This window comes from Gemmatimonas phototrophica (assembly GCF_000695095.2).
Taxonomy (GTDB): Bacteria; Gemmatimonadota; Gemmatimonadetes; order Gemmatimonadales; family Gemmatimonadaceae; genus Gemmatimonas; species Gemmatimonas phototrophica.
Map to the genome: position 1 here is coordinate 1,069,156 of NZ_CP011454.1, position 24,968 is coordinate 1,094,123.

Consider the following 24,968-nt stretch of genomic DNA (forward strand, 5'->3'; position numbering starts at 1 on the left):
CATGGATTCCATCAGCCTGTGCGCGACCGACGCGCGGCGCCGCCTCCGGGCAGCGGCCGCGACGCTGGTGGTCGCCGGAGGCGCCTTTGGTGTGCCAGCCACGATGCAGGCACAGGGGGGGCTCACGCCTCCTCTCACCAGCATCGACAGCATGCGTGCCGACGGCAGCTTCGTCACGAAGCAGCTTTCCGCTGCCCCGAATGCCTTCAACCTGTTTGCCGGCGAAGACCTGGCTTGCGGTACCTACCGCGGCACCGGCGACATGACCGGCGGTACGCAAAACGAAGGTGGCCCGGTGTCCAACCAGGCTGCCGGCAGCCAGGACTGCGTAGCCAGTCAGCGCGGGTTTTACTTTGCCATGCCCATTGTGGGCGGGTCTGGTCCCAGCAACTGGCGAAAAATTCGCGCCGTGTATCCCAACGCGCGTACCATGCTCGGCTCCCCAGGCTATTCCGGCTTTTTCACCTTTGCCTTTGGTCCGCAAAAGAAGTCCCTCGGACCGGCAGACGGTCAGTTCGGCAAGACCTTCTCGGGCGTGACCTCGGCCAACGACGGTTCCTGCCGCGGCAACCCCAACACCTTCCGCTTCCTGGGTAACTCGCTGCTGGCGACCAAGGATTGCCCGGAAACCTGGGGCTCCGAAGGGTTCAAAGGCAAAGCCGTCATTCCTGACGCGACGTGGCTCGATCGCTTCAAAGCCAACCCCACGGGCTTCTCGTGGGACGAGTGGAAGATTCCGGCCACGGCCTATGATCCCAGCAATATTCTCGGGACGCAGCAGCTGTACGGCTTCATGTCCGACTATTACCGCGAGCAGAAGCTGCGCTTCGGATCGGTGGTGGCTGGCGGCGCCGGCGCGCCGAGCGAACAGGGGTACCCGATGGGTATCGAGTTCAAATTCGAAGCGTTCCAGTTCGGTAATCCGGCGGTGCGCAACACCATCTGGTATCAGTTGACGATGGTGAACAAGAGTGCCGACGTGTACGGCGTGGGCGTGGATTACGACTCGTTGTACTACGGCCTTGGCCCGGGCATGGCGTCCAATCAGAACGCCAACGCCATGTACTTCCAGCCGCAAGACGGATCGGTGTACATCGTGCGCTCCGGTGCCTCCGGCAACTGTAACGCCACGTCGTACCCCAAGCGTTACGCGGGTCAGACGTTGGGGTGTAACAGCACGGCGGCCGGTTTCGGTGGCGGCGCGATGGTTATCTCGTTCCTCAAGTCACCGTTGGGTGACCTGCGCAACAAGTTGTTCACGCAGCCGTCCAGCCCGTACTACGCCCCCAACCATCCGAACGCGGGTGATACGATTACGTACAATCACGCCGCGTGGGGTGCTTTCGGGAACAACAACCTGCAGTTCAGCATGCGCGGGGCGTTCGGCATGGTCTCGGGTATCGAATCCGACTACCTCGACGGTCGTACCCCCGCTCAGCTTGGCGCTGCCGATTATCTGAACAAGTTTCGCCCGGAAGAATGGAGTGGAGTGGTTCCCGACGCCGACCAGGCCCGATTCAACAAGTTCGTTCCCGGCAGCACCATCAATCCGGCCACCGGCCGGCTGTTCGGCAAGTGGGATTACAACAAGGATGGTATTCAGGACACCATTTCGGTGCCTGGCTGTGGCAGTCAGGGTTGCCATGTGTTGTGGAGCGATACAATCCCGGGCGGCTATCGCAATGGTGGCTGGGGCAACATCATGAACACCTTGACCGCAGGCCCCTTCAGCCTGCGCGCGAGTGATACCACACAGTTCCTGTTCGCCTTTACGTGGGCCCCGGACTCGTTGCAGACGCGCACGCGCGTGGACGCGATGCTCAATGCGTATCTCACCAACTACGCCGGCCCCACTCCCGTTGCACTTCCGACCATCACGCCGGGTGTTACGTATACGGTGGCGTCGGCCGAGTTCGTGGACTCCTCGCGCGCTGGTGTGGCCGACGCGTCGGTGGGTTCGCAGATCACCATTCGGTATCCGCAGATTTCGCCCGTTGATCAGTTCATGCTCCGCTCGATCGCCAAGATCCGGCAGGACTCGATTGACGACGTAGGCAATGTGCGGCGCGTATTGCGTCTCAACCCGGGACTGCTGGCGCGCATGACGGCGCGCGCCAACGACAACCTGGCGGCGGTCTACATCTTCAAGTCGTGCAACCAGGGCAACACCTGGACTACCAGCAGCGGTAACGTTGGGGCGTGTGTGGATGCGCCCACGCGCAACATCGACGCCGGTGTGCAGGCGTTCAACTGGCGTCCGTGGGCCACCACGACGTACGCCAACGGTATCCCGGCGGCGGCCACCGTGTCGGAGTTCGTGATGGGCGGCCGGACCTACGTGTATTCGCTGGTCACCCGTACGCGCGGCTTCTCTGACTTTGCCATCGTGGACAGCAGCGCCACGGGCTTTTTCAGCACCGACGTGCAGAATGCGTTGAGTGTCACCAAGGACACCATCAGCTCAGCGTTGGCCGGCAGCGGGCCTAGCACCATCACGGTGTACGCGCCCATCACCAACGCAGCGGGTCGGTCCTTCGCCCGCGTGGATACCTCCACGGTGCTCGGTAAGGCGACGCAGGACGTGATCGTGGGCAACGTGAACAACGACGCGTCGGGTCGTACGCGCATGGTGTTCGCCAACCAGTTCATCGTCCGCAAGACGATCGACACGATTACGAGTGCGGCGTCCACCACCATCTCGGCCCGCTACATCGTACCCAGTGCCACCACGTCGCCGACTGGAACGCGGGTGGTGAACTTCCTGGCACGTGAGCAGCAGTTTACGGTGGGGCAGAATATTCCGGTGCGCGTGGGCACGGCGCTGCTCGCCGGCACGGCACGTGGTGTCACCGGCTCCTCGCGTCTGTTTGTCGATACGGTATCGGCACCAGCCAACAGCATGGGCTACGTGTGGGTCACGCAAGATGGACGCCCCATCTACATGACCAGCGATCAGTACGCGGCCAACTTCGACCGTGATCAGCTCAGTTCGCCGCTGTACCCGGGCTACACGGTCCGCTCGCGCGACAGCTCGAACGCGGCCACCGGTATGCGTCAGGAGTTGCTGCCTTCCGGCACGGTCCGCGATCGTGACTACCTGGTGCGTGCGCCGGGCGACACCATCCAGCCAAACGCCAAGCAGTTTGCCATTACCGTGCGGCCTATCACCGCGGTGACGGGCAACACCTTGCCCAAGCGTGTACAGGGTGGGGCGTATACCCTGACGTGGCAGACGGACCCGTGGGGCCCCAAGGCACCCTTCCGTCTCGATCCGCCCCAGGCATTGCAGGCCACCATCGATACGTCACTTAACGCGATGGCGGCACTGGCCACCAACAGCACGATCACCGACGCGAAGTACAACGCGATGATCGGGGCCACCACGGCCCGTCCGCTGGTGCGGGTGCGCCTGCCGTTTACTATGAAGTACACCGACCCGGAAGACGGTCGGGTAGAAGATGTGAAGTTTGCCATGCTCGCCCGGGCCACCCCACAGGCGCGCACGCGACTCATGGGTTCCGGCAACGACACGATCCGGGTCAACGTGCCCGACAGCCTCTGGCTGCCGGGTGACACGCTGTATGTCATTCAGCGCGTACCGACGGACAGTGCCGTGACCATCGGCGGTGCCCGCACGCTGGTCCTCACCACGGATGCTGAAGGTGGCGCCAATGCCTTCCGCCCCATTCGTGTGCTGGCCGACTCCATTGGCTTGAGCAAGTTCCTCGTTGCCTGTACACCGAACGCGACGTCCAGTGGTACGCGGACCAACACGTTTGACCAGCAGACCTGTAACCCGCTGGTGATCAATACGCGCGGTGCCACGCCTACTGGTGGATACTTGCCGGTGGCGGCCAACTGGTCGCAGTTCTTCGAACTCACCAAGACGTTCGATCCGCGCTCGGTGAAGGCACTGGTGGCCACGCCGTTCTCGTCGGCCAACGAGATCACCAAGGAAACGCTGTCCAAGATCAGCGTGGTGCCCAACCCGTACATCGTCCGCTCGGACGTGGACGACGTGACGCCGGCCAATCGGACGTCGGTGGGCAACATCGTCTTCACCGGTCTCCCCGATGAAGGCACCCTGCGCATCTACTCGGTCTCCGGGCAGTATCTCCAGGAACTCAAGTGGACGGCCAGCGATCTCCTGCGATCCGGCAACAACTCCACCTCGGGCGATCTGGCGTACAATCTCCGTACACGCGAGGGCATCGACCTCGGATCGGGGCTTTATCTGTTCGTCGTGACGGCCACTGGTGAGCGGGGCAAGAACCAGGTGCATCGCGGCAAGTTCGTGATCATCCGCTAACGGAGTCGAGATGAAGATCATACGGAACATCGGCGTACTCGGAGCCGCCACGACCCTGCTGGCAGCGCCGTTGAGCGCCCAGGGTCCAGGCGGTCTCCTTCCGACGCCTGAAACCAAGGCCACGCGTCAGGGTACGCGTGGCGCCAACTTCCTTCATATCGGTATTGGCGCCCGAGGGGGCGCCATGGCCGGCGCCATCGGCAGCACCGTGAACGGTCCGACCGCCTGGTATTGGAACCCGGCAGGGGCGGCCACCAGCGAAATCATTTCCTTCGCGGGCGGCTACCAGAACCTCTATGGCGACCTCGGGCTCACGCAGTCGTATGCCGCCGCCTCCATTCCGCTCCTGGGCGGTGTGGTAGGGTTCTCGGTCAATTCACTGTCGTCGGGCGAAATCAAGCGCACCACCGAAGCCAATCCCTTCGGTGAGCGTCTCGGTGGGTCCACCTTTGCGTGGACCTCCACCGCGGCCAGCCTTGGCTATGCCAAGCGTCTGACGGATCGCCTCAACATCGGCACGCAGCTCAAGTACATCACCGAAGGCATCACCGACGCCAACACGGCATGGGTGGCGGCGGACATCGGCACGCAATTCAACACCGGGCTGTATGGCGTCACCATTGGTGGTGCCATCCGCAACGTGGGTCGGTCGTCACGCGCCGGTGGCGCGCTGCTGCAGCGCGTTATCCAGACCACCGACGGCTCGCAGTTGCAGGAAGGCCGTCGTGTGGATCTGTGGACGCGCCCCACGGAAATTCCCGTGACCTTCCAGTTCTCGCTTGGCTCGCAGATTCTCGGTAGCGCCGATGCGCTGTTCGGAAAAGGCAGTGGCAACAACGCCGTCAACGCCGAACTGACGCTGACCGACGGTACCGACATTTCCACCCAGTATGCACTCGGCGTGGAGTACGCGTACAAGAACATGTTCTTCGTGCGCGGCGGCAAGCGGATGTACAACGATGATCGTGAAACGGGCATCGATAACGCCGGCACGCTTGGCCTGGCTGGTGGCTTCGGCCTCCGGGTGCCTCTGCTCGGTCGCAATGTGCGCTTCGACTACTCCTATGAGGGTGCCGGCGCACTGCAGAACGTTCAGATCTTCTCCTTCGAGGTGGGCCGATGAAACGTGTGATGCTTGCGGCCGCCTTGGTGGCACTGGCGGCGACGACCGCGCAGGCGCAGGTGGCCGACAAACGCTTCAGCGTAACCACCCGACTGGGCACGGTCACGCCGGAGCGCTCCTCGAGTCTTGATTTGGCTGGCCTCGTTGGTCTCGATACCGAGTACTCGCTCAACAAGTATTTCGGCACGGGTGTCTCGGTGGACGTCACGCGTGGCAACACGCACCGTGAAGACTTTGTGGCGCGACTCCGCTACGGCAATCCAACGGCTGGTGGTGGTGACACCATCTACTATCAGTACGTCGGACAGCCGGTGAACACCATTCACATCGGCGCGTTCGGCGTGGCGCGGTATCCCACCAAGCGCATTACCCCGTTTGTCATGGGCGGGTTCGGCACCTATACCATGTTGCTCGATACGCAGATCAACGGGAAGGCCGCCATCAAGAACTCGGCGTCGTACACCCTGGGTGGTGGTGTGTCGATCAAGTTCACGGAGCGTAGTGGCATCCAGATTGACGCACGCCAGCTCACCATGCGGAACTTTGACCGTGGGTTCATTGATCCCACGGCCGGGCGCAATCCGAACACGGTGTTTCCGGAAGACTTCCCGTCCGTGCCGGCGGCGAAGAACACGGCGGCCAATTTCATGCTGTCCCTTGGCTTCCGGTACATCCCCGGCAACATCGGGGGCAACTAATCATGAAACCCATGCGTCTCGCAGTCCTGACGTCAGTTGCATTCACGGTGGTGGTGGCCGCCGCCTGCAGTGAGGAGCGCGCCATTACCACGGAGCCGATCGGCGCTCGCGGTTTTGGGCAGAACCTCATCAAGAGCCAGTCCAACCTGCCTCGCGGCCGAGCCATCTTCCCCACGTCCCCCATCGCGTCGGCCAATCCGGCCGCCGACTCCATCATTGTGGAACTGGGCGGGCTCGACTCCCTCTCGGGCGGCAACTATGTGGTGTGGGTCGGCAACGACTCCGCTACCAAGTTCGTTCGCGCGACGGGTACGCTCACGGTGCTGCGTACCGACACCACGCTCAACGCGCAGGGTGATCCGGTATTCACCACCACGTCCGCGTCGTTGGGTACGGTGAATCAATTCTCCACCGGTGGGTCCAACCGCCTGATGCGTTTCGCCACCACACGTGCGGCCATCGGCATGACCAATGCCGACTCGGCCAACCTTGTGCTGGTGTCCGTGGAAACGGGTACCGCTGGCGCCACGCCGGGCACGCGCCGTCCGCTCTGGGCGCGTCGCAGCCAGTCGGCCGCTGTTGGTGGTCGCATTACGGGTGGCTTGCGCTTCGGCAACTACAACTCACGACTGGCCAGTGAATACGTCTTTGCGACGTCCACTGCGGCCAACGCGGCATTTGGTCCGGCGGCGTTTTCCGCCAGCACGCTCATCATCCCGCGTGGCCGCATCGAAGTGCGCGGCGCCATCTACACGGTGAACGATTCGAATTACTATCGTCCGCCGGTGGGCTATTACTACGAAGCGTGGACCATCCGCACGGATACACTCGGTCGCTTCATCGATACGGTCAGCCTTGGCCACAAGGCCACGCCGTTCCCGGGGCGCTTGAGCTTCTTTGACGCCGACACGCAGATCACTGATCCGCAGTACATGTTCGGCACGCCTTCGCCGGTCATCTTTGCCTCGCAGCATCGGGTGTCGTCCGACAGCATTCCCGCCGCGGTCGTGAACGGCACGCCGTGGCGCGAGTTTGCGTGGACGTACGTGACGCTGCAAAACAAGCTGTCACCGGCTGGTCGTATGGGTGCCAACGTCGTGATGCTGGTCAACAACCCGTCGTCCATCTCGTTCCGCTAAACACCGCGGTTGATTGGGCGAAGTAAAACAAAACACGGGCGCCGAGGATTCCTTCCTCGGCGCCCGTGCTGTTTTTATCCAAAGCTACCTCGTTAGGTCCCGTACCAGTTTGGCGGAGGTGCGGAGCTGTGGAGGTGAGGAGAAACTGAAATGCAGCAGTGCTCCACTCCTCATCACCTCCACACCTCCTTCGTTCAGGCCCGTACCAGATTGGCGGAGGTGCGGAGCTGTGGAGGTGAGGAGAAACTGAAATGCAGCAGTGCTCCATTCCTCTTCATCTCCACACCGCCTTCGTTCAGGTCCGTACCAGATCGGCGGAGGTGCGGAGCTGTGGAGGTGAGGAGAAACTGAAATGCAGCAGTGCTCCGGCGGAGGTGCGGAGCTGTGGAGGTGAGGAGAAACTGAAATGCAGCAGTGCTCCACTCCTCATCACCTCCACACCTCCTTCGTTCAGGCCCGTACCAGATTGGCGGAGGTGCGGAGCTGTGGAGGTGAGGAGAAACTGAAATGCAGCAGTGCTCCATTCCTCTTCATCTCCACACCTCCTTCGTTCAGGTCCGTACCAGATCGGCGGAGGTGCGGAGCTGTGGAGGTGAGGAGAAACTGAAATGCAGCAGTGCTCCATTCCTCTTCATCTCCACACCTCCTTCGTTCAGGCCCGTACCAGATTGGCGGAGGTGCGGAGCTGTGGAGGTACGAAGAGCTACGGTACCAGCCGCACCAGCCCACTGCCGCTACGGTCACCCACCCAGAGCACGCCGTTGCGCGCCACGATAGACGTCGCATACGCGACCTGACGGGATGCGCCGAGGATGGTGGGAGAGGGAGAGAGCCTGATGCGTGTGACCCCGTCCACGCCACCAGCAACAAACAGATCGTCGCCCATGAACGCCAGGTCGAACGCAAAGCGAGGTTCCCCCTTGAGGCGCCACGGCGCCTGCTGCACCCCTGTCGGCTGTGCCGCGAGATTCCCGCGTGGCCAGATGATGACCCCCTCGGTACCCACGGCGGCCGCAATCCAATTGTTGCCACTGGAGATACTCGACACTCTGGTTCCCGTGGCCGTACGCGCCGCGAGCACGGGCGATGCACTGCTCCCGGCAGGTGGTATCATGACTTCGTACAATGCGGAGTCCGTGGCCACCCACCAGCGCTTGGCTGTGGCGTCGTAGTGCGCCGCCGAAACGTTGGAAGGCGCCACCACCGTGTCCACACGCGGCTGTCCGTCACGCAGGTGACGGATCTGCAAGCGTTGCCCCTCGGCGACCAGGATGATGTCCTCGTTGGCGGCCAGCGCATCAACTGCACCTGGCAATAGCCGCGATAACCGGCCGGCCGTGATGGGTGTTTGCCAGAGTGCCGTCCCGGTACCAATGAGCAGCGTGGAATCACGGCCATTCACGGCCACCTGGCGAATGAGGCTCAGTCCACCGCCTCGCCGCTGCAACGCCGCCGGGCGCGGCGCCGCGGTGACCACCTGAACACCACTGTCGGTGGCCGCGAAGACCAACGAGTCGAGCACGGTAAGCGCGAAGGCTTCGGCCGGTAGCTTCAGGCGCGCGGCGTTGAACGACAGCGCATCGCCGGCGCGCGGCGCCAGCGCACGTCGCTGCGCCGCCAGTTCACGCGACAAAAATAAGCCCGTAAGCGCCCCACTGATGCTCAGATAGGGCAGGGCACAGTCCCAGGCCCCGCACTGCCCCGCCCGTTCGCCCCGATCACTCGCGTGGTGATAGCCGAAGGCCAGGGCCGCACCAACGGTTGCCCCCAATCCCATCCAGCGGAAGCGGTGATCGTTGGGCAGTGGTCCCATGGTTTCCGACACCCCCAACGGCGCCCGGGTGGACTCCGGAGCACGTTGTGCCGCTGCCGAGAACAACGGCGCGGTCATGAGCAGAGCTGCGAAGGCTGCCGCCGTAGGCGGTCGTGAGGAGGCTCGCGACTGGCCGCGAGCAGAACGGAAGGAGGTCATGAGCGGGCCACGCGGAAGAAACGTGCAGAACGTGCCGTCTGGCCAGAGACGAGATCCGTAATGACGACCTCGAGGCGATAGAGGCCAGCCGGGGAGGTGCCAAGCCCGATGGTGTTTACCATCGGGGTACGCTCGGAGGTTCCCGCAGGCATCTCGCGCGTGAAGCGGACCGTGAGTTCCTCGTTCCCTTCACGGGTCAATCCCACAAAGTCGGCCGCATCGAGCAGAAAGCGCAGCGACGCGTTGCGATTGCTGCGATCGATTTCCACCAGCGTTACCCGGAAACGCACCTCGGCCTTGAGCCGCTTCTCGGGCGAGGGGCGCAACCCATACGTCTCCCAGTACACCGAAAACGGCTCGCGCTGCGCCATCGTCAGGTCGCCTTTGGGAATGATGCCCGCACGCTGCCAGCCCCCAAGCGGGTCGTCGGACGAGGTGACCCGTTCGGTAATCATGACGTCACTCATCTCGAGAATATCCCGACGGGCCCGCGCAATGTCGATCTCCATGTGCGCCCGTGCGACCGCGCCCGACACGTTGGCGTCGTTCCCTTCGACCCGGACGCGAATGGGGCCGGCTGGTACGCCCTGCACAAACGTGCGCGTGAACAGCCCCGACGCCGGCAGCGTCAGCGTCACGGTATCGCGCTGTACCTGCCTCAAGTTCAACGGGCGACCGATGTACAGACTGGTGAACAACGACCCCTGATCAAGCTCCACCGCACCGTACAACCGCCGAGGGTCGAATGCATGCGACACGACCAGTTGGGTGGTGCTGTCGTTCGCCCCACGGAATCGGGACACCTGCACGGCCACTGAATCAATGGCGCGCAACGCATCCACATTGTCGAGCAGAAAGGGCGCATCCTCGCGCGACTCTTCGGCCAGTCCACGCATGGGCCCTGCAAACGTAGCGTAGTTCATGGCCGGAGGAGCCGAAAATACGAACTGCCGATCCTTGCGAGGATAGTACCACACAATGGTGATGCGCCCGGTGGTCTCGGCGTAATCGGCGGAGTTGGTTGGGGCGAACGTCGCGACAACCGGAGGCTCTCCGTACCGGATGAGAATAAGACCGCGATCGGTGCGCCATCCCACCTGCCGCATGTCCACACTGGTGAAGCGCAGCTCCGCCACCGCAATCCGCGCCAGAAACTCCAGTCGCGCTTCGTTCTCCGGGGTTTCCAGCAACGGGTCGGCCGCTTCCCAATACGACGAGTCGGTGAGGCGCCGATCGGCCGCCGACAACGCATCATACGACACCGAGTCCCGTCGTCGGAGAATGCGTCCCAGATTCGTCATGGCGTCGCGCTCCTCCAAAGGCAGGAGCTTCAAGGCCGACTCAAACAGCGTGTCGGCCGCCGCGAAATCATTCACACGGTACGCCGCCAGCCCCGCCGCGAGGCGCAGATCACTGCCGCCAGTACGGGCGTCGAGGAACGGGCGCACCACCCGCCGCATCTCTTCGTAGCGTTTCTGGTCGTACAACAGGCCGAGCAACCCAATGGCACTGCGCTCGTACGTTGGTACCGCCGCCAGCCCGCGGCGGTACATTTCTTCCGCTTCCGTGCGGTCAGTGGCACCTACATTGGGAATGGGGCGCGCATTCGACTCCAGAAACTCCCGCGTGTAATGACGGCGCAGCATGGCTTCGTCGGGGTCGAACATCAGGCCGGCATTCGCCACCAGATAGCGGTCTTTGGCCGTGAGATACCGGCGCTCCTTGATCTGCCCGATCTCCCAGGTGATCTCGGCAATGAGCGCCTGATCCTGCTGCTCTTCCGCGACCCGCAGCGCCTTGCGCATGATGCGTTCGGCTTCCACGCGCAGGAGGGGGGTGAGCAGTCGGATTCGCCCGATCTCCAGCAGGTAGCGCGCGTTCTGCGGATCGAGCTCGGAGGCGCGGTCGAGCAAACGCCACGCGACAAAATTGCGAGGTACATCACCAACCCGGAGAAATGTGCTGCGCGCCAGCAACACGCCACGCTGATACAGCACTTCGGGATTGCGCGGGGCCCGGTCCTGCGCGTGTTCCAGTGACTTGAGCGCGGCAGCGGTATCGCCAGCGGCGACCGAGGCGCGCGCCGCCGAAAGCAACGAATCCACTTCCGGGGTTGTCACGTATGAGCGTGAGCGAGCCGCCGGAGGCTGAAGGTGAACCGCTGACGGCGCCGCATGAAGCTGGTGGTGCGGCAACAGGCAGCTTAGACACAGCCCTACGGCAACCGCGGTCAGTGTCTGACGAGGAGAGTTCGGGGCGGTACGGATCCCGAAAGCCGGCGGGGAGGTAGTAGCATCCACTGTAGCAGGATAATCTCATGGCAGTGCCGCGCGGAACACCAGAAGTGGCATCGTCGTCCTCTTGTCCCAAGGAGAATTTGAGCATGGTGCGTTTTTCGTGGCGTCGCGTGTGTGCCGTTGGTGCCTCCGCCTTTGCGCTGTCCGTGGCCGTCCCGGCAGCCACGGCCGGCGCGCAGGCCTACAACTACCCCTCCATGCAGACCCCGCGCGCCAGCACGCGCGACTATACCGCGGGGATTGTCGGTGGGGCCGGCACCTCATTCCTGTTCCAGTGGCGTGAAGGCGCCGGAAAGGGACTGCACTGGCAGCTCGATGCCGGCTTTGCCGACCCCGAGGGCGGCGTGGATCCGCTTCTCTTCGTAGGTGGCGGGTTGGGCAAGGAGCTGACTCGGGCCACGAACGATCAGCCGCTCGACGTGCTCTTCACGGCGGGTGTGGGTGCCGCATTTGGGGGCAACAGCACCGTGTTTCGGGTGCCGCTTGGCGTGAGTGTGGGGCACACCTTTGAGTTGGAGCAGAACATGTCGCTCACCCCCTTCGTGCATCCCCGCCTCTCGGTGGATGCCTGTGGCCGCTGCGGCCGCAACAACGACTCGCGCACCAACCTGAGCGCCAACTTTGACGTTGGGGGGCATTGGCAGGTGAACCGCCAGTTCGGCGTCCGGGTGTCGGCCTCGTTCAGCGGCTCCGATCTGGTGGGGACCGACGAAACGGTCGCCATTGGCTTTAACTGGACGCCGGCCGGGCTGGCGCGCCGCTAACGGCACGTGCCACGGGGTGGGGCCATGGCGGGTCGCAGTTAACTTCCGCTCGCCATGACCCGCATCCTCGGAATCTCCGCGTTCTTCCACGACAGCGCCGCCTGCCTGGTGCAGGATGGCGTCATCGTGGCCGCGGCGTCCGAAGAACGGTTTTCGCGCCGCAAGGGCGATGCGGCGTTCCCCACGCAGGCGGCCGCCTGGTGTCTACAGCAGGGCGGGGTGGACGCCCGCCACCTCGACGCGGTGGCCTTCTACGAAAAGCCTATCCTGCATCTCGACCGGCTCTTCGAAAGCTGGCTGTATACGGCGCCGCGCGGGTGGCGGGCGTTCCTCAAGGGCGGACCCCTCTGGGCCCGTGACAAGATTGATCTCAATGGCGCCATTCGCCGCGGGCTCGGTGGCTACGAGGGCCGACTGCTCTGGTGCGAGCATCATGAGTCGCACGCGGCCAGCGCGTTTTACCCGTCACCCTTTCCGCGGGCCGCGCTTGTCACCATGGACGGCGTTGGTGAGTGGGCGACGGCCAGCATGGGCGTCGGGGAAGGCAACACGTTGCGCCTCACGCATGAACTGCGCTATCCCGACTCGCTGGGGCTCCTGTATTCGGCGTGTACTTATCACGCCGGCTTCAAAGTCAATTCGGGCGAGTACAAGCTCATGGGGCTCGCGCCATTCGGCACGCCGCGCTTCGTGAATACCATCCTCACGCATCTGGTGGACCTGCGCGACGACGGATCCTTCCGCCTGCACCGGAAGCCCTTTGGCTACGTGGACGGGCTGCGCATGACCACCCCCCACTTCGATGCGCTCTTTGACGGGCCGCCGCGCACGCCGGAATCGCCCATCACGCCGCGCGACATGGACCTCGCCGCATCGGTGCAGGTGGTGACGGAGATGATCGTGCAGCGCATGGTGCGTACCGCGGTGCAGTACAGCGACTGTCGCGATGTCTGTCTTGCCGGTGGCGTCGCGTTGAACGCGGTGGCCAATGGCACACTGCGGCGTGAGGGGATCGTGGATCGCCTCTGGGTCCAGCCTGCCGCTGGTGACGCCGGCGGGGCGCTTGGTGCGGCCCTGCTGGCATGGCACCGGTACTATGGCGGCGTCCGGCCGGTGCGCGATCACGACATCATGCAGGGAGCCCTGCTCGGCCCATCGTTTTCTGACGAGGAAATTGGCGCGCAGTTGCACGCCGCCGGCGCCGAGGTTGAGCTGCTGGGGCGCGAGGCCGTCATGCAGCGGGCGGCGCAAAGTCTGGCGCGTGGTGGCATCGTTGGCTGGTTCGACGGGCCGATGGAGTTTGGTCCGCGTGCTCTTGGCGCACGATCCATTTTGGCCGATCCGCGACCGGCCGACATGCAGCAGCGCCTCAACGCGCACATCAAATTGCGCGAGGGCTTCCGTCCGTTTGCGCCCGCCGTGTTGGCGGAGCATGCGCACGAATACTTCGAAGGGATCGACGGTGATGCGTCGCCGTACATGTTACAGGTGGTGCCGGTCAAACCCGACGCACCGCCTCTGCCAGCCATCACCCATCGCGATCACTCCGCACGGGTGCAAACCGTGACGGCTGATCGTACCCCCGGTTTCCATGGCGTGCTGCAGGCGTTTCATCAACTGACGGGGTGTCCGGTTCTGGTGAACACCAGTTTCAATATCCGTGGCGAACCGGTGGTACATACGCCGGCGGAGGCGTTCGCCTGTCTCATGCGGACGGACATTGATGCCCTGGCGATTCCGCCGTACTTCGTGACGCGCACTACGCAGCCCACACTTGGCGATGCGCGCTGGAACATCGCGCTGGAACCGGATTGATGGATCACCAAATGAAGGAACGCACCGCAGACCGCATGACGGCATCTGCCGACAGCGTGCCCTCACCACGTCGCTTTGGCCTCACGCTGGGGCCGGCGCTGCTCGTGGTGGCTGCCGTTGCATGGTGGCGCGCGGCCTTGGGCGCTGCGCAGGGAGTCGCGGCCGTCGGGCTGCTGCTGGTCACGGCCGGGTTGCTGGCCCCCACCGTGCTTGCGCCTCTCTCGCGCGGGTGGATGGCCTTCGGGCACCTGCTGGGGCGTGTTACGACGCCACTGTTTTTCACCCTGTTATGGGTGGTTGCCTTTGTTCCCATCGGCCTCCTGCGGCGTACGTTCTCGCGCAGTCCCCTGGCGCGTGATCCGGAGGCCCTCTCGTACTGGGTGCCCCGTCCGCCCATTGCGCCGGATGTGGCGCGGGCCTCCATGGAACGGCAGTTTTGACGCATGACCATGCTGCGCGAACTCTTCGCCTTTTTGCGCGTCAACAAGAAGCTCTGGCTACTCCCGATCGTGCTCGTCTTCGTGGCGCTCGGCACGCTGGTGGTGCTGGCCCAGGGCTCGGTACTGGCGCCGCTCATCTACTCGATCTTTTGAGGCGGTCCCTGTGACGTCGAAACGTTCACGCGGATTTGCCATCGTCGCGCTGGCGCTGCCGTTTCTGCTGTTTGGGGTGATCGAAGGCGCCACACGTTTGCTGTGGACCGATGGCGCCATGCCCTTGTTCATTCCGAGTGCGGCGGGCAATGGAGCGTGGCTCATGCCCAACCCGGTCGTCGCTGCCCGCTGGTTTCCCGGAGAAGCGTCACCACCGGCGCCCAACCCAGAATTCTTCCGAGCGCAGAAATCCCCGAATGGTTTTCGGGTGTTCGTCTTGGGCGAGTCGTCGGCGCAGGGGTTTCCGTATCCCCGCACCGGTTCGTTTGCCCGGCTGCTGGATGCGGCGCTCACTGATGCGCTGCCGGGGCGCGACGTAGAGGTGATCACGTTGGGCATCGCTGCCACGAACAGCTATGCCATGCTGGATGTCCTCCCAGAAGTCATCGCGCAGCACCCTGACGCGGTGCTGTACTACGGCGGACACAACGAGTATGTGGGGGCCCTCGGCGCCGGCGCGAGCATCCGACTGTCCGCCAGTCCGGCGCTCACGCGCTTCTTCGTGCGGTTGCAACATCTGCGCTCGGTGCGAGCGCTCAATCGGTTTGTCGCCCAACGACGAGCCCGAGGTGCGGCCGGCGCCATCGATCCGGCGGCGGCGAGCTTCATGGAGTCGGTCACGAGCGGCAAGGAAGTCGCATCGGACTCGCCAGAGTATCGCGTTGGGGTGGAGCAATTCGAGCAGAATCTCGAACGCATCGTGCAGAGCATGGTGCAGGCCGGTGCGCCGCTGTACGTCGCCTCGACGCCCAGCAACGTGCGCGACCAGCCACCATTCGCGTCGGCGGGGAACAGCGCGGCGCGGGAGGCCTATCGCGCGGCGCAGGGGGCGCTACAGGCCGGTGACAGCGTTCAGGCCCGCACGGCGTTTGTGCGGGCCCGCGACCTCGACGTGGTACGGTTCCGTGCGCCCTCGGTGTTTGATTCGGTCGTTCGCCGCGTGGTGCAGCGCGCCGCCGCAGGGGTGACATACGTGCCCATGGTTGAGGCGTTCGCCGCGCAGAGTGTGGTGGGTGTGCCCGGACGTGACTTGTTTCTCGAACACGTGCACCCCAACCGCGATGGTGTGCAGTTGTTGGCACGCACCTTTCTGCAGGCCATGATCGAAACGCCCCCTCCCGGCACCACGTTTGAGGCCGCACGCGTGCGGCCGATGGTGGAGTACGAGCGCCGGGTGGCCGTGACCCCTTTCGACGAGCGCATTGCCGCGCATCGTGTGGCGGCGCTGGGGGCGCGCTGGCCCTTTGTGCCGCTGGATAGTCAGGGCGATTACCGTGGGCGCTACATCCCAACCGGTTTCGCCGACTCGCTGGCGTTTCTCGTGGCCGGTGGGGCACGTCCGTGGGAGTTTGCCAAGCTCGAACTGGCGCGTCGGTTGGAGGCGGGCGGCAATGCCGCACAGGCGATTCAGGAGTATCTGGGGCTGGCGGGCGATCAGTTCATTTTTGCCGAACCGCATACCCTGGCCGGGGCAGCCCTGTTTCGGGCTCGCCGCTTTGCCGAGGCCGATTCCCAGTTCGTGCAGGCCATGGCCATTGCGCCCACCGCCGATCTGGCGGTCGCGCGCGCGCGCATTGCCGGCGACCGCCAGGACTGGCCCGCGGCGCTCGCGATGCTGGACATCGCGCAGAAACTGGATCGATCACGCGCGGATGTATTGTACCAGCTCTCCCTCGCCCAGTCGCTCACCGGCAACCTGGCAGGTGCGCAACAAACCGCGCGCGAGCTGCAGCGCCAGCACCCGCAGTTCCCGGCGCTGCCGCAGCTACTCAGTGTGCTCGGCCTGCCACGGTAAGGACGACTCAAACGCCGAATTCCAACCCAGTACCCGGCACTGATCAGTTCTGAGTTTTGCGTGTGGGTAATGAGTTCAGGTAGATCACCGCGCCGCGGACGAGTCGGCTTGGCACCAAGCTTTCCCGGCCTGCGTACGGTCACCATGATTAAGGCCCTTACCGTCCCCGCTCAGGAGAAGCCCATGCGAGTCCACACCGCGTTGCGTATACGCAGCCAGCTGCACGGGCTGCTCCTGGCGGTGGTGCTGGTGGGCACGGTGGGGGCGCCATCGCTGGCCCGGGCGACTCGTGGGACGGTGCGTCGCGCGGTGATGCAAACTGGCACCATCCGCGGCGTGGTGCGTGATGCCCAGGGAACACCGGTGGCGAGCGCCGAGGTGCAGTGGTTGTCATCGGGCGCGGTGGTGCGCAGCAAGGACGACGGCAGCTACATCCTGAGCGGTGTGCCGGTGGGCCCCGTGTATGTGCGGGTGCGACGTATCGGGTATCTCGCCACCCAGCGGGAGATCGCGGTGTCCGGGCAAGGGGCGGCGACCGCCGATTGGACGTTGGCCCGCGCTCCGCAGGAGATGGCCGTGCTCACCGTCAACGCACGACGCGAACCATCGGACAGCCGGCTGGCGGGCTACCGCGCCCGCTTGGACGCCAAGCGCGGGGGGTATTTCATCACCCGTGAACGTATTGAGCAATCGGGCAATCGCAGTATGCTCGACGCCTTTCGGGGAATCCCCGGGGTCCGGATTGGGACCCCGCCGCGCGGAGTGAACGCCGGCCGGTTGGTACGGTTCCGCTCCAGCACGTGTCAGCCGCTGGTGTTCATAGACGGGTTCGCCGCCTCGGCCACCGACTTCGATTTTGAATCGATAGATCTCAACATGGTGGAAGGGATCGAGATCTATCTGTCGTCGAACTCCGTGCCCCCCGAACTGATGGGGCCGCGCGGCTTGGAGCAATGCGGCGTGGTGGCCGTCTGGTCGCGTCCGGCGCAGGCGCGGACGCCCAAAGCCAAAGGGACCGACGAACGACGGGCGGAATTGCTCAAGGAGTTGGCCGCGGGGACGGTGCTGACGGCAGAGCAGGTGGACACCGCCGCCACCCTGACCAATGGCGACCTCGAGGTGGACTATCCTGAAGTCTTGTGGCGCACCGGAGTGAACGGACAGGCTACCGTGGAGTTCGTCATCGATCGGACTGGGCGCATTGACTGGGGGACCCTGGCCGTGATCTCGGCCACCCATGCCCCCTTTGGCGCGGCCGTGATGCAGGCGCTGGTGCCTACCAAATGGGACGCCGCGATCAAGGGACAGTCTCCAGTGGCGCAATTGGTGGTGCTGACCATCGAATTCACGCATCCGCCGGCGCCGACAGGCGTGGTTGCCAATCGCTAAGGTGTTTCAGTAAAAGAGGTTGCGGAATTACGGCCGACGCCGGAGCACGGCAAGTCGGAAATGCTTTGAACCACTGCGCGGGCCGCGTCAAGCCCCAGTGAAGGAGGGACGAATGACATTGCGGCGGGTTCAGGTGGCCGTTTAGGTTGCCGCTACTTGTGTCGGCATCGTCACATTTAGGTCCCGGAACGTCACGGTGACGCGACAGGAAACGACGGTGTTGTAGCAGTAACAGCAGGGGTTGCGTCCGCGGCGGTACGCCGACCGATGTGACCAACAGGTCCCCCCACAGGACCGCTCGTAACTCCCCCTAGAAGAGGACAACAGATGGGAAGCGCACAGTCAGCAATGCGCGTGCTGCGTTCAGCGGCCGGCATTGTGCTTCTGATGTCGCCGATGGCCGCTGCGCAAGCGCAGCAGGCGGTCATCCGCGGCACCGTCACCACGCAGGGCACCGGCGCGCCGATTCCGGCGACCGTCGCCATCCAGACGATGGGGCTCTCCGCCATCGCGACCGAACAGGGTCGCTACTCACTCACCGTGCCGAACGGTCGAGCCACCGGCCAGTCGGTCGTTGTGACGGCCCGCTTCATCGGCTATACGCCGCTCAGCAAGACCATCACCCTGAGCGCTGGCGACCAGACGATCAACTTCGAGCTGAAGTCCGATCCGTTCCGCCTCAACGAAGTCATCACGACCGGTACCGCCGACGGTCAGTCGGTCAAGAAGCTTCCGTTCTCGGTGGCCAAGGTCTCGGCCGAACAGCTGAAGGACGTGCCGGCCTCGTCGCCCGTCGCCGCCCTCGCCGGTAAGGTTGCCGGTGCGCGCGTGGCGTTGGGCGTTGGTAACCCGGGTGCGGCCCCGGCTATCCGTCTCCGTGGTTCAACGAACCTCGGCGTTGGTGGCTCGGCGCCCCTCATCATTGTCGACGGCGTCATCACGCGCTTCTCCATCGCCGACATTGACGCCCAGGACATCGAGTCCATCGAAGTCCTCAAGGGTGCTGCCGCGTCGGCCTTCTACGGCTCCGACGCTGCCAACGGCGTGCTCTCCATTACCACCAAGCGTGGTAAGGACATCAAGGACGGCACCACGCGGGTCTCGGTCCGTTCAGAATTCGGCAACTCGGCGCTCAACCGCTGGGTGCCGCTCAACGAGTTCCACAACTACACGCTCAACCCCGATGGCTCCATCCTGCAGACGACCGCTGGCGCGCGTCCGCTCGATGGCCTCATTTCGGACAACGTGTACCCCACCACGGGTGACAGCCGCTACCGCAACCAGCTGCAGGAATGGCTGGGCAACGGCAATTTCTATTCGAGCAACGTGCAGGTGGGCTACCGCCGCGGCGGCACCAACCTGAACAGCTCGTTCACGTCGGATCACAACGCCGGCGTGCTGCCGTTCCGTTCGGGCCAGTTCCGTCAGTCGGCCCGCGCCAACGTGGACCAGCAGATCAACAGCAAGGTGGACTTCGGGACGTCGGTCACGTACTCGCTGAACCGCAATGACTACGATCCGAACGACAGCCAGGGCTGGTTCGCCCTGCTGCAGGCGCCGCCCGACATCGATCTGACGCGCCCGAACGGCCCGAACGATCCGGTTGAGTTCAACCCGGTGCTGCCGTCATGGGCCGCCAACGCCCGTGGCAACCCGCTCTATGGCCTCAAGAACTCGGCCCTCGAGCTGCGTCGCGAGCGCTTCCTTGGCTCGGCCAACCTGCGCTACCGTCCCACCGATTGGCTGCGCATCGAAGGCCAGTACGGCACGGACCGCTCCAACACGGGCAGCCAGTCGTACGACTTCAAGGGCTTCCTGAATTCGTCGGGCCTCCCGACCGATGGTAGCCTTGGTCTCTCCACGGGCGTGAACGTTGCCGAGAACATTCAGGGTAACATCATCGCCAGCAAGCTGTTCTTCGGAAACCTGCAGTCCACCACGCGCGCCACGTACCTGCTCGAAAAGCAGACCAACAACGGCTTCAGCGCGTCGGGTAACGTGCTCACCGTCGTGGGTGTGCCCGACCTTGACGCCGTGAACCCGGCCAACAACTTCGTTGGCTCGAGCCGCACGACGCGCAACGCGCAGAACTACTTCGTGTCGCAGGCGTTCGACTACAAGGACAAGTACGTCGCTGACTTCCTCGTGCGTCGTGACGCGTCGTCGCTCTTCGGCGCGGCCACGCGCTGGGCGAGCTTCTACCGTATGTCCGGCTCGTGGCGCTGGAATGAAGACCTCAAGATCCCCGGCATCCAGGAAGGCCGTCTCCGCGCCTCGCGCGGTACCGCCGGTGTTCGCCCGGGCTTCTTTGACCAGTACGAGACGTACAACGTGTCGCAGGGGCAGATCAGCAAGGCGCAGCTCGGCAACAAGAACCTGAAGCCGGCCACGCAGACCGAAAACGAATACGGCCTCAACGTCACGTTCCTCGACAAGTTTGACGCGGAACTCGTGTACGCCGCTCGTCAGACCGAAGATGCCTTCCTGAACGTGCCGCTGTCGCTGGCCCAGTCGGGTGGTTTCACGTCGCAGGTGCAGAACGCCGCGACCGTGTCGGCCAAGACGTGGGAATTCTCGCTCCAGACCCGTCTGTATGACGGTAAGGACGTGGGCTACTCCATTGGCTTCACCGCCGACCGTACCCGTCAGCGCATCGACAAGCTCGGCCGCGCCCCGTTCCGCGTCGGTGCCGGTGGGCAGAGCCAGAACGTCTTCTTCTACAAGGAAGGCGAAGCGCTCGGCATCATCTACGGCAAGAAGTGGCTCCGCTCGATGGACGAAGTTGCGCAGCAGAACCTCGATCCGGCGCTGTACACGATGAACAGCGACGGCTACGTCGTGCTCAAGAGCCGCCTTGGTCTGGGCTCGGAAGCGCCCATCGCGTTCAAGGATGAGAGCGGCAGCGATCAGGTTGTGATTGGTGACGTGAACCCCGACTTCTCGTTCGGCTTCACGCAGAACCTGCGCTTCAAGAACCTGTCGGTGTACGCGCTCATCGATGGTGTGAAGGGCGGCGACATCTACAACTTCACGAAGCAGTGGATGTATCAGGACGGCCGTCACGGCACGCAGGGACAGGGCAACCGTCCCGAAGCCGATCGTCGCCCACTCGCCTGGTATTCGGGTGGTCTGTACGACGGCCTTGGCGCCAACTCGCACTTCGTCGAAGACGGCAGCTATGCGCGTCTCCGCGAGCTCAGCGTGGCCTACCAGTTCACGCCGAATCTGCTGCGGAAGGTTGGCATCAACGGCCTGGCCAACGGCTTCAAGTTCTCGGTGGTTGGTCGCAACCTGCTGACGTGGACGGATTACACGGGCTTCGACCCCGAAGCAACCTCGGGCGGCGACTTCAACTTCCGCATCGACGGCTTCCGGTACCCGAATTTCCGCACGATCACGGCGATGATCGACGTGTCGTTCTGATCCCGCTGATTACATAACGGAGACTATTTGTGAAGACTCGTATCCTTCGCTCGATGCTGGCGCCCGCCGCGATGTTGTCTGTCGCGGCCTGCGCCGAGCTCGAGGTGGCCAATCCGAACAACCCCGATATTGCGCGCGCGCTGGCCAGTCCGGCCGACGTCGCCAAGATCGGCAAGTCGTCGGTGAACAGTTGGTTCATCGTCTCGACGCACCAGGAGCCGTACATGATGCTCCAGGTCACGGCAGACGCTGGAACGTCCAACTTCGGCAACTTCGGCATGCGCTTCAACAACCTTGAGCCGCGCATTGCCTACAACAACAATTCGGCCGGCACAGACGCTGCGGCCACCGTACGCCCGTGGGACAGCAACTACGGCGCGCTCGGTGCTGCCAACGATGCGCTGAAGGCGATCGCGGCCGGTATCGTAATTCCGGGAACGGACGGCAACGCCAAGACGCAATCCGCGGCGCTCTTCGCTCAGGCGGGTGCGCTCACCAATCTGGCGCTGCTGTTTGACAAGGCCTTCGTCATCACGGAGCGCACGGATCTTTCCAAGGCCCCAGAGTTGATCCCGTACGCGCAGGTGCGTGACTCGGCGCTCAAGAGCTGGGATGCCGTTATTTCCCTCACGGCCGGCAAGACGTGGACGTGGGACGCTGACGTGTTGCCGCTCACCGTGCCGCAGACGGCCGCCAACATCAACCGCGTTGCCAACACCATGGCGGCGCGTACGCTCATGTTGTCGGCTCGTACGGGTGCGGAAAACACGGCCACCAACTGGCAGCGCGTGTTGGCTTACGCCGACAAGGGCATCACCGGCACGGGCCTCACCGACATCGACTTCAGCGTCCTCAACGACGGTGACAACGTCTGGTACAGCCAGATCCAGAACTACGGCAACCTCGATTCCTGGACCCGCGTGGACCAGCGTCTCGTGAACCGTATGGCCCCGAACGTTCCGGCCAAGTACGCCGGCACCAACGTGGCCCCGGTGCCTGTTGACCGTCGTTTGGGCGCGGTGACCACGCCGTGCACCGGCGCCGGTCAGCCGGCGGCTTGCCTCACCGGCATCACCACCGATTACGTGTATCTCGGCACGGTCATTGGTGACCCGGCGCGCGGTATCTACATGCAGTCGCCGTATTACCACCGCCGTTGGCGCGAAGTGTCGTTCGCGGTGGCCGGTTCCACCAAGGCCGGCAAGGCCATGCCATACGTGCTCGCTGCCGAAAACGATCTCATGATCGCCGAAGCGCTGGTGCGCACGAATGGTGACCTCAACCGCGCCGCGACGCTCGTGAACAAGACGCGTGTCACGCGTGGTGGTTTGGACCCGGTTGCTGCGAACTCCGCTGCGCTGCTCGCCGCCATCAGCTACGAGCGCGACGTGGAATTGCTCAACACGAACGGCTTGACGTTGTTTGATGGCCGTCGCCTCGAGCAGATCCAGGCGGGCACGTTCCGTCAGATCCCGATTCCTGCCAAGGAACTCGAGACGCTGCGTCTCCCCATCTACACGTTCGGCGGCTGAGCCTGACGTTCAGAGAACAGAAGGCCCCGGCAGAAATGCCGGGGCCTTCTTGTTTGTGGTGCACTGGGGCAACCGCGAACGGTATATCCTGCCACGACGGCTCGCCTTACTTGTCGTTCAACTTGAGGTTGGCACAGGCAATCACGCTTTCCAGCCCGGTGCCACCACGGTACACGTTTACGTGAACCGTCGATGAGTTCGGCGGAATGGAAAGCTGCATCTCAGGAATGTCGAGTTCGCCACGACCATTGGTACTCATCTCGATACCCTGAAACTGGGCAACGGGCATGAACGGTACCGATCCGCTCCCGCAGCGGCCAGGATTCACAGACCAGTTCAGGATCTCGGTCTGGTTCAGGCTGGTGTTGATCATGAGCGTGACCTTGGCCCGATCGTTGGATTCACGGGTCGCGATCTTGATCTGGCCAAAAACACGCTGTGACCCACGCATGCCAACGCCACCGGACGTCTGCTGAATGGGGCGGAACGGCCCTTCGTAGACCCGTGCCTGCATCACCTTGATGGAGTCCTGGGCCTGGACCGTTACCGTCACCCCACAGAGCGCCAGCCCTGCGATCACTCCAGGGAAATACACATTGCGTGACATCACGAAACTCCTGTTCTGACCGAGAAGGGGGACTGCACGTACTCGTCAGCGGTTGCGGAGAGTCCCGATACGTCGCTCCACACCACACCGCCCTAAAATAACCCGCGCCGCGCCAATCGTTTCAGCCAACGCCGACCGACAGATACTCGGCCACCAGCGAGACACTGCGCTGGGTTGCTCCACGTTCCCGCGCCACAATCTCCTGCGCTGCGTGACCCGCCTCCGCCCGTGCCGTCTCGTCCCGCAGCCAGCGCACCAGTGTATGCCGCATGGTCTCCACATCGTGTACTTCGGCGGCTCCCCCGGCCTGGAGCAAGAGCCCCGCTTCACGGCTCATGTGGTGCCCCGGGCCAAAGACCACCGGCGCCCCAAACGCCGCCGGCTCAATGGCCGAATGCAACCCAGCCGAGTGAAATCCTCCACCAACGTACGCCACGTTGGCGTTGGCATAGAGGTCGCCCAGCACGCCCACCCGGTCTACGACAATGACATCAGCCGTGCGCTCATCGCCCACCCGTTCAATATCGCTCAAGGTGGCGGCCCGGAATCCTGCTGCACGGGCCCAGCGCAGCAATGAGTCCACATGGCTTGGGGTGGGTTCGTGCGGAGCAATGATGAGCCGAACGTCGGGGATTTTCTTGCGCAGCTGTTCCCACGCCGGCAACAGCACCGTCTCGTCCGCCGGCCAGGTGGAGCCCGCCACCACGGTGGGACGCGAACTTGCCGTGGAGGATACCGGCGCGCTCCTCCGGCTCACCCGTTGCGCGCGCTGCCACACCTGATCAAACCGCGTGTCGCCGGTGGTTACGATGCGTTCGTATTGCACCCCCAGCTCTACGAGCCGAGCACCATGGTCCGCATCAATCGCTCCCACGCGCGCAAGAGCGCCATAGGCGTCGTGCAACAGTGCCCCCGAGAGTACACCGCGTCGCCCCGATGATGCTGCGAGCGTTGCGCTCAGCATGAGCACGGGAATACCACGCGCAGCCGCTCGCTCCACCAGTACTGGCCACACATCGAGCTTCACAAATACCAGCACCGACGGCCGTAACGCGTCCAGCATGGCGTCAGCGTCGTGGGCCGAATCGAAGGGCAGATAGCCGGTAAGGTCGGCGCCAATCGAGGCCGCAAACGATTCCGCGCTGGGCGAAAAGAAGGAATACGCCAGCTGTACCTGCGGGTGCTCCTCTCGCAGGGCATGAGCGACCGGACGGGCCTGCAGGCCTTCGCCCACGGATGGGGCGTGCATCCACACCAACGGCCGCTGCGTGTCGCGAGTTTGTGCTGCTTGCTGGCGCCAGCGCGCTAGCACACCGCGACGTGCGCGTAGCGAACGCCAGACCTTGTGGGGAGCGTCGGGTGCAATGAGGGCGGCAGCACGGGCGAGACTCACCGCGCCGGCGTACAGGGGGCGGAGCAGCGGATTCATGCGTCAGCGCACACGCGCGAGCC

16 protein-coding genes are annotated in these 24,968 nt (G+C 64.0%); 12 read left to right on the plus strand and 4 right to left on the minus strand.

Annotation, left to right across the window (positions count from 1 at the left end):
• Nucleotide 1 precedes the first annotated feature (1 nt).
• Genes GEMMAAP_RS04470 through GEMMAAP_RS04485 form a run of 4 tightly spaced genes read left to right on the plus strand, consistent with a single transcriptional unit; the run spans nt 2 to nt 7,269 of the window.
• Nucleotides 2-4,309: a hypothetical protein gene (locus GEMMAAP_RS04470; RefSeq protein ID WP_158514731.1), complete on the plus strand. Its 4,308-nt coding sequence runs from the start codon at nt 2-4 to the stop codon at nt 4,307-4,309.
• A 10-nt stretch (nt 4,310-4,319) separates the two neighbouring features.
• On the plus strand, nt 4,320-5,432 hold the full coding sequence (locus tag GEMMAAP_RS04475; RefSeq protein ID WP_026850080.1) for a PorV/PorQ family protein: 1,113 nt from the start codon (nt 4,320-4,322) through the stop codon (nt 5,430-5,432).
• Nucleotides 5,429-6,130, plus strand: a complete 702-nt coding sequence (locus tag GEMMAAP_RS04480) for an outer membrane beta-barrel protein (protein WP_026850079.1) — start codon at nt 5,429-5,431, stop codon at nt 6,128-6,130. The genes GEMMAAP_RS04475 and GEMMAAP_RS04480 overlap by 4 nt, the downstream gene beginning before the upstream one ends.
• An 11-nt stretch (nt 6,131-6,141) precedes the next feature.
• Nucleotides 6,142-7,269 (plus strand): hypothetical protein, encoded by a 1,128-nt coding sequence (locus GEMMAAP_RS04485; RefSeq protein ID WP_145978998.1) that lies wholly within the window; start codon nt 6,142-6,144, stop codon nt 7,267-7,269.
• A 703-nt stretch (nt 7,270-7,972) separates the two neighbouring features.
• On the opposite strand, the gene GEMMAAP_RS04490 is transcribed toward GEMMAAP_RS04485, so the two are convergent.
• Nucleotides 7,973-9,160, minus strand: coding sequence for a hypothetical protein (locus GEMMAAP_RS04490; RefSeq protein WP_026850077.1), 1,188 nt, complete (start codon nt 9,158-9,160; stop codon nt 7,973-7,975).
• A 77-nt stretch (nt 9,161-9,237) separates the two neighbouring features.
• Nucleotides 9,238-11,361, minus strand: a complete 2,124-nt coding sequence (locus GEMMAAP_RS04495; protein ID WP_043581073.1) for a GWxTD domain-containing protein — start codon at nt 11,359-11,361, stop codon at nt 9,238-9,240.
• 263 nt (nt 11,362-11,624) lie between these two features.
• Here GEMMAAP_RS04495 and GEMMAAP_RS04500 point away from each other — a divergent pair, with 263 nt between their 5' ends.
• The 8 genes from GEMMAAP_RS04500 to GEMMAAP_RS04530 all read left to right on the plus strand — a co-directional run bounded on the left by GEMMAAP_RS04500 (nt 11,625) and on the right by GEMMAAP_RS04530 (nt 22,909).
• Nucleotides 11,625-12,302 (plus strand): hypothetical protein, encoded by a 678-nt coding sequence (locus GEMMAAP_RS04500; RefSeq protein WP_026850075.1) that lies wholly within the window; start codon nt 11,625-11,627, stop codon nt 12,300-12,302.
• 54 nt (nt 12,303-12,356) lie between these two features.
• The gene (locus GEMMAAP_RS04505) at nt 12,357-14,117 is read left to right on the plus strand and encodes a carbamoyltransferase family protein (protein ID WP_026850074.1); all 1,761 of its coding nucleotides are present in this window, start codon (nt 12,357-12,359) and stop codon (nt 14,115-14,117) included.
• A gap of 11 nt (nt 14,118-14,128) precedes the next feature.
• The gene (locus tag GEMMAAP_RS04510) at nt 14,129-14,557 is read left to right on the plus strand and encodes an SxtJ family membrane protein (protein WP_145978999.1); all 429 of its coding nucleotides are present in this window, start codon (nt 14,129-14,131) and stop codon (nt 14,555-14,557) included.
• A gap of 3 nt (nt 14,558-14,560) precedes the next feature.
• Nucleotides 14,561-14,710: a DUF5989 family protein gene (locus tag GEMMAAP_RS20725; RefSeq protein ID WP_169804577.1), complete on the plus strand. Its 150-nt coding sequence runs from the start codon at nt 14,561-14,563 to the stop codon at nt 14,708-14,710.
• A gap of 10 nt (nt 14,711-14,720) precedes the next feature.
• The gene (locus GEMMAAP_RS04515; RefSeq protein ID WP_026850072.1) at nt 14,721-16,565 is read left to right on the plus strand and encodes a GSCFA domain-containing protein; all 1,845 of its coding nucleotides are present in this window, start codon (nt 14,721-14,723) and stop codon (nt 16,563-16,565) included.
• A gap of 144 nt (nt 16,566-16,709) precedes the next feature.
• Nucleotides 16,710-17,954, plus strand: a complete 1,245-nt coding sequence (locus tag GEMMAAP_RS04520) for a TonB family protein (protein ID WP_026850071.1) — start codon at nt 16,710-16,712, stop codon at nt 17,952-17,954.
• A gap of 348 nt (nt 17,955-18,302) precedes the next feature.
• Nucleotides 18,303-21,377 carry a SusC/RagA family TonB-linked outer membrane protein gene (locus GEMMAAP_RS04525; protein WP_026850070.1) on the plus strand — a complete coding sequence of 1,025 codons (3,075 nt, stop codon included), beginning with the start codon at nt 18,303-18,305 and terminating at the stop codon, nt 21,375-21,377.
• Between the two features lie 29 nt (nt 21,378-21,406).
• Nucleotides 21,407-22,909: a RagB/SusD family nutrient uptake outer membrane protein gene (locus GEMMAAP_RS04530; RefSeq protein WP_145979001.1), complete on the plus strand. Its 1,503-nt coding sequence runs from the start codon at nt 21,407-21,409 to the stop codon at nt 22,907-22,909.
• Nucleotides 22,910-23,015: 106 nt separating this feature from the next.
• On the opposite strand, the gene GEMMAAP_RS04535 is transcribed toward GEMMAAP_RS04530, so the two are convergent.
• Entirely contained in the window at nt 23,016-23,516 is a 501-nt protein-coding gene (locus GEMMAAP_RS04535; RefSeq protein WP_026850068.1) for a hypothetical protein, read from the minus strand.
• Between the two features lie 121 nt (nt 23,517-23,637).
• Nucleotides 23,638-24,945, minus strand: a complete 1,308-nt coding sequence (locus GEMMAAP_RS04540; protein ID WP_026850067.1) for a 3-deoxy-D-manno-octulosonic acid transferase — start codon at nt 24,943-24,945, stop codon at nt 23,638-23,640.
• Nucleotides 24,946-24,968 lie beyond the last annotated feature (23 nt).

Excerpts from the sequence above, each read along its gene's own strand:
- GEMMAAP_RS04470 (WP_158514731.1), top strand. The coding sequence starts at position 2 with ATGGATTCCATCAGCCTGTGCGCGACCGACGCGCGGCGCCGCCTCCGG.
- GEMMAAP_RS04475 (WP_026850080.1), top strand. The coding sequence starts at position 4,320 with ATGAAGATCATACGGAACATCGGCGTACTCGGAGCCGCCACGACCCTG.
- GEMMAAP_RS04480 (WP_026850079.1), top strand. The coding sequence starts at position 5,429 with ATGAAACGTGTGATGCTTGCGGCCGCCTTGGTGGCACTGGCGGCGACG.
- GEMMAAP_RS04485 (WP_145978998.1), top strand. The coding sequence starts at position 6,142 with ATGCGTCTCGCAGTCCTGACGTCAGTTGCATTCACGGTGGTGGTGGCC.
- GEMMAAP_RS04490 (WP_026850077.1), bottom strand. The coding sequence starts at position 9,160 with ATGACCGCGCCGTTGTTCTCGGCAGCGGCACAACGTGCTCCGGAGTCC.
- GEMMAAP_RS04500 (WP_026850075.1), top strand. The coding sequence starts at position 11,625 with ATGGTGCGTTTTTCGTGGCGTCGCGTGTGTGCCGTTGGTGCCTCCGCC.
- GEMMAAP_RS04505 (WP_026850074.1), top strand. The coding sequence starts at position 12,357 with ATGACCCGCATCCTCGGAATCTCCGCGTTCTTCCACGACAGCGCCGCC.
- GEMMAAP_RS04510 (WP_145978999.1), top strand. The coding sequence starts at position 14,129 with ATGAAGGAACGCACCGCAGACCGCATGACGGCATCTGCCGACAGCGTG.
- GEMMAAP_RS20725 (WP_169804577.1), top strand. The coding sequence starts at position 14,561 with ATGACCATGCTGCGCGAACTCTTCGCCTTTTTGCGCGTCAACAAGAAG.
- GEMMAAP_RS04520 (WP_026850071.1), top strand. The coding sequence starts at position 16,710 with ATGATTAAGGCCCTTACCGTCCCCGCTCAGGAGAAGCCCATGCGAGTC.
- GEMMAAP_RS04525 (WP_026850070.1), top strand. The coding sequence starts at position 18,303 with ATGCGCGTGCTGCGTTCAGCGGCCGGCATTGTGCTTCTGATGTCGCCG.
- GEMMAAP_RS04535 (WP_026850068.1), bottom strand. The coding sequence starts at position 23,516 with ATGTCACGCAATGTGTATTTCCCTGGAGTGATCGCAGGGCTGGCGCTC.
- GEMMAAP_RS04540 (WP_026850067.1), bottom strand. The coding sequence starts at position 24,945 with ATGAATCCGCTGCTCCGCCCCCTGTACGCCGGCGCGGTGAGTCTCGCC.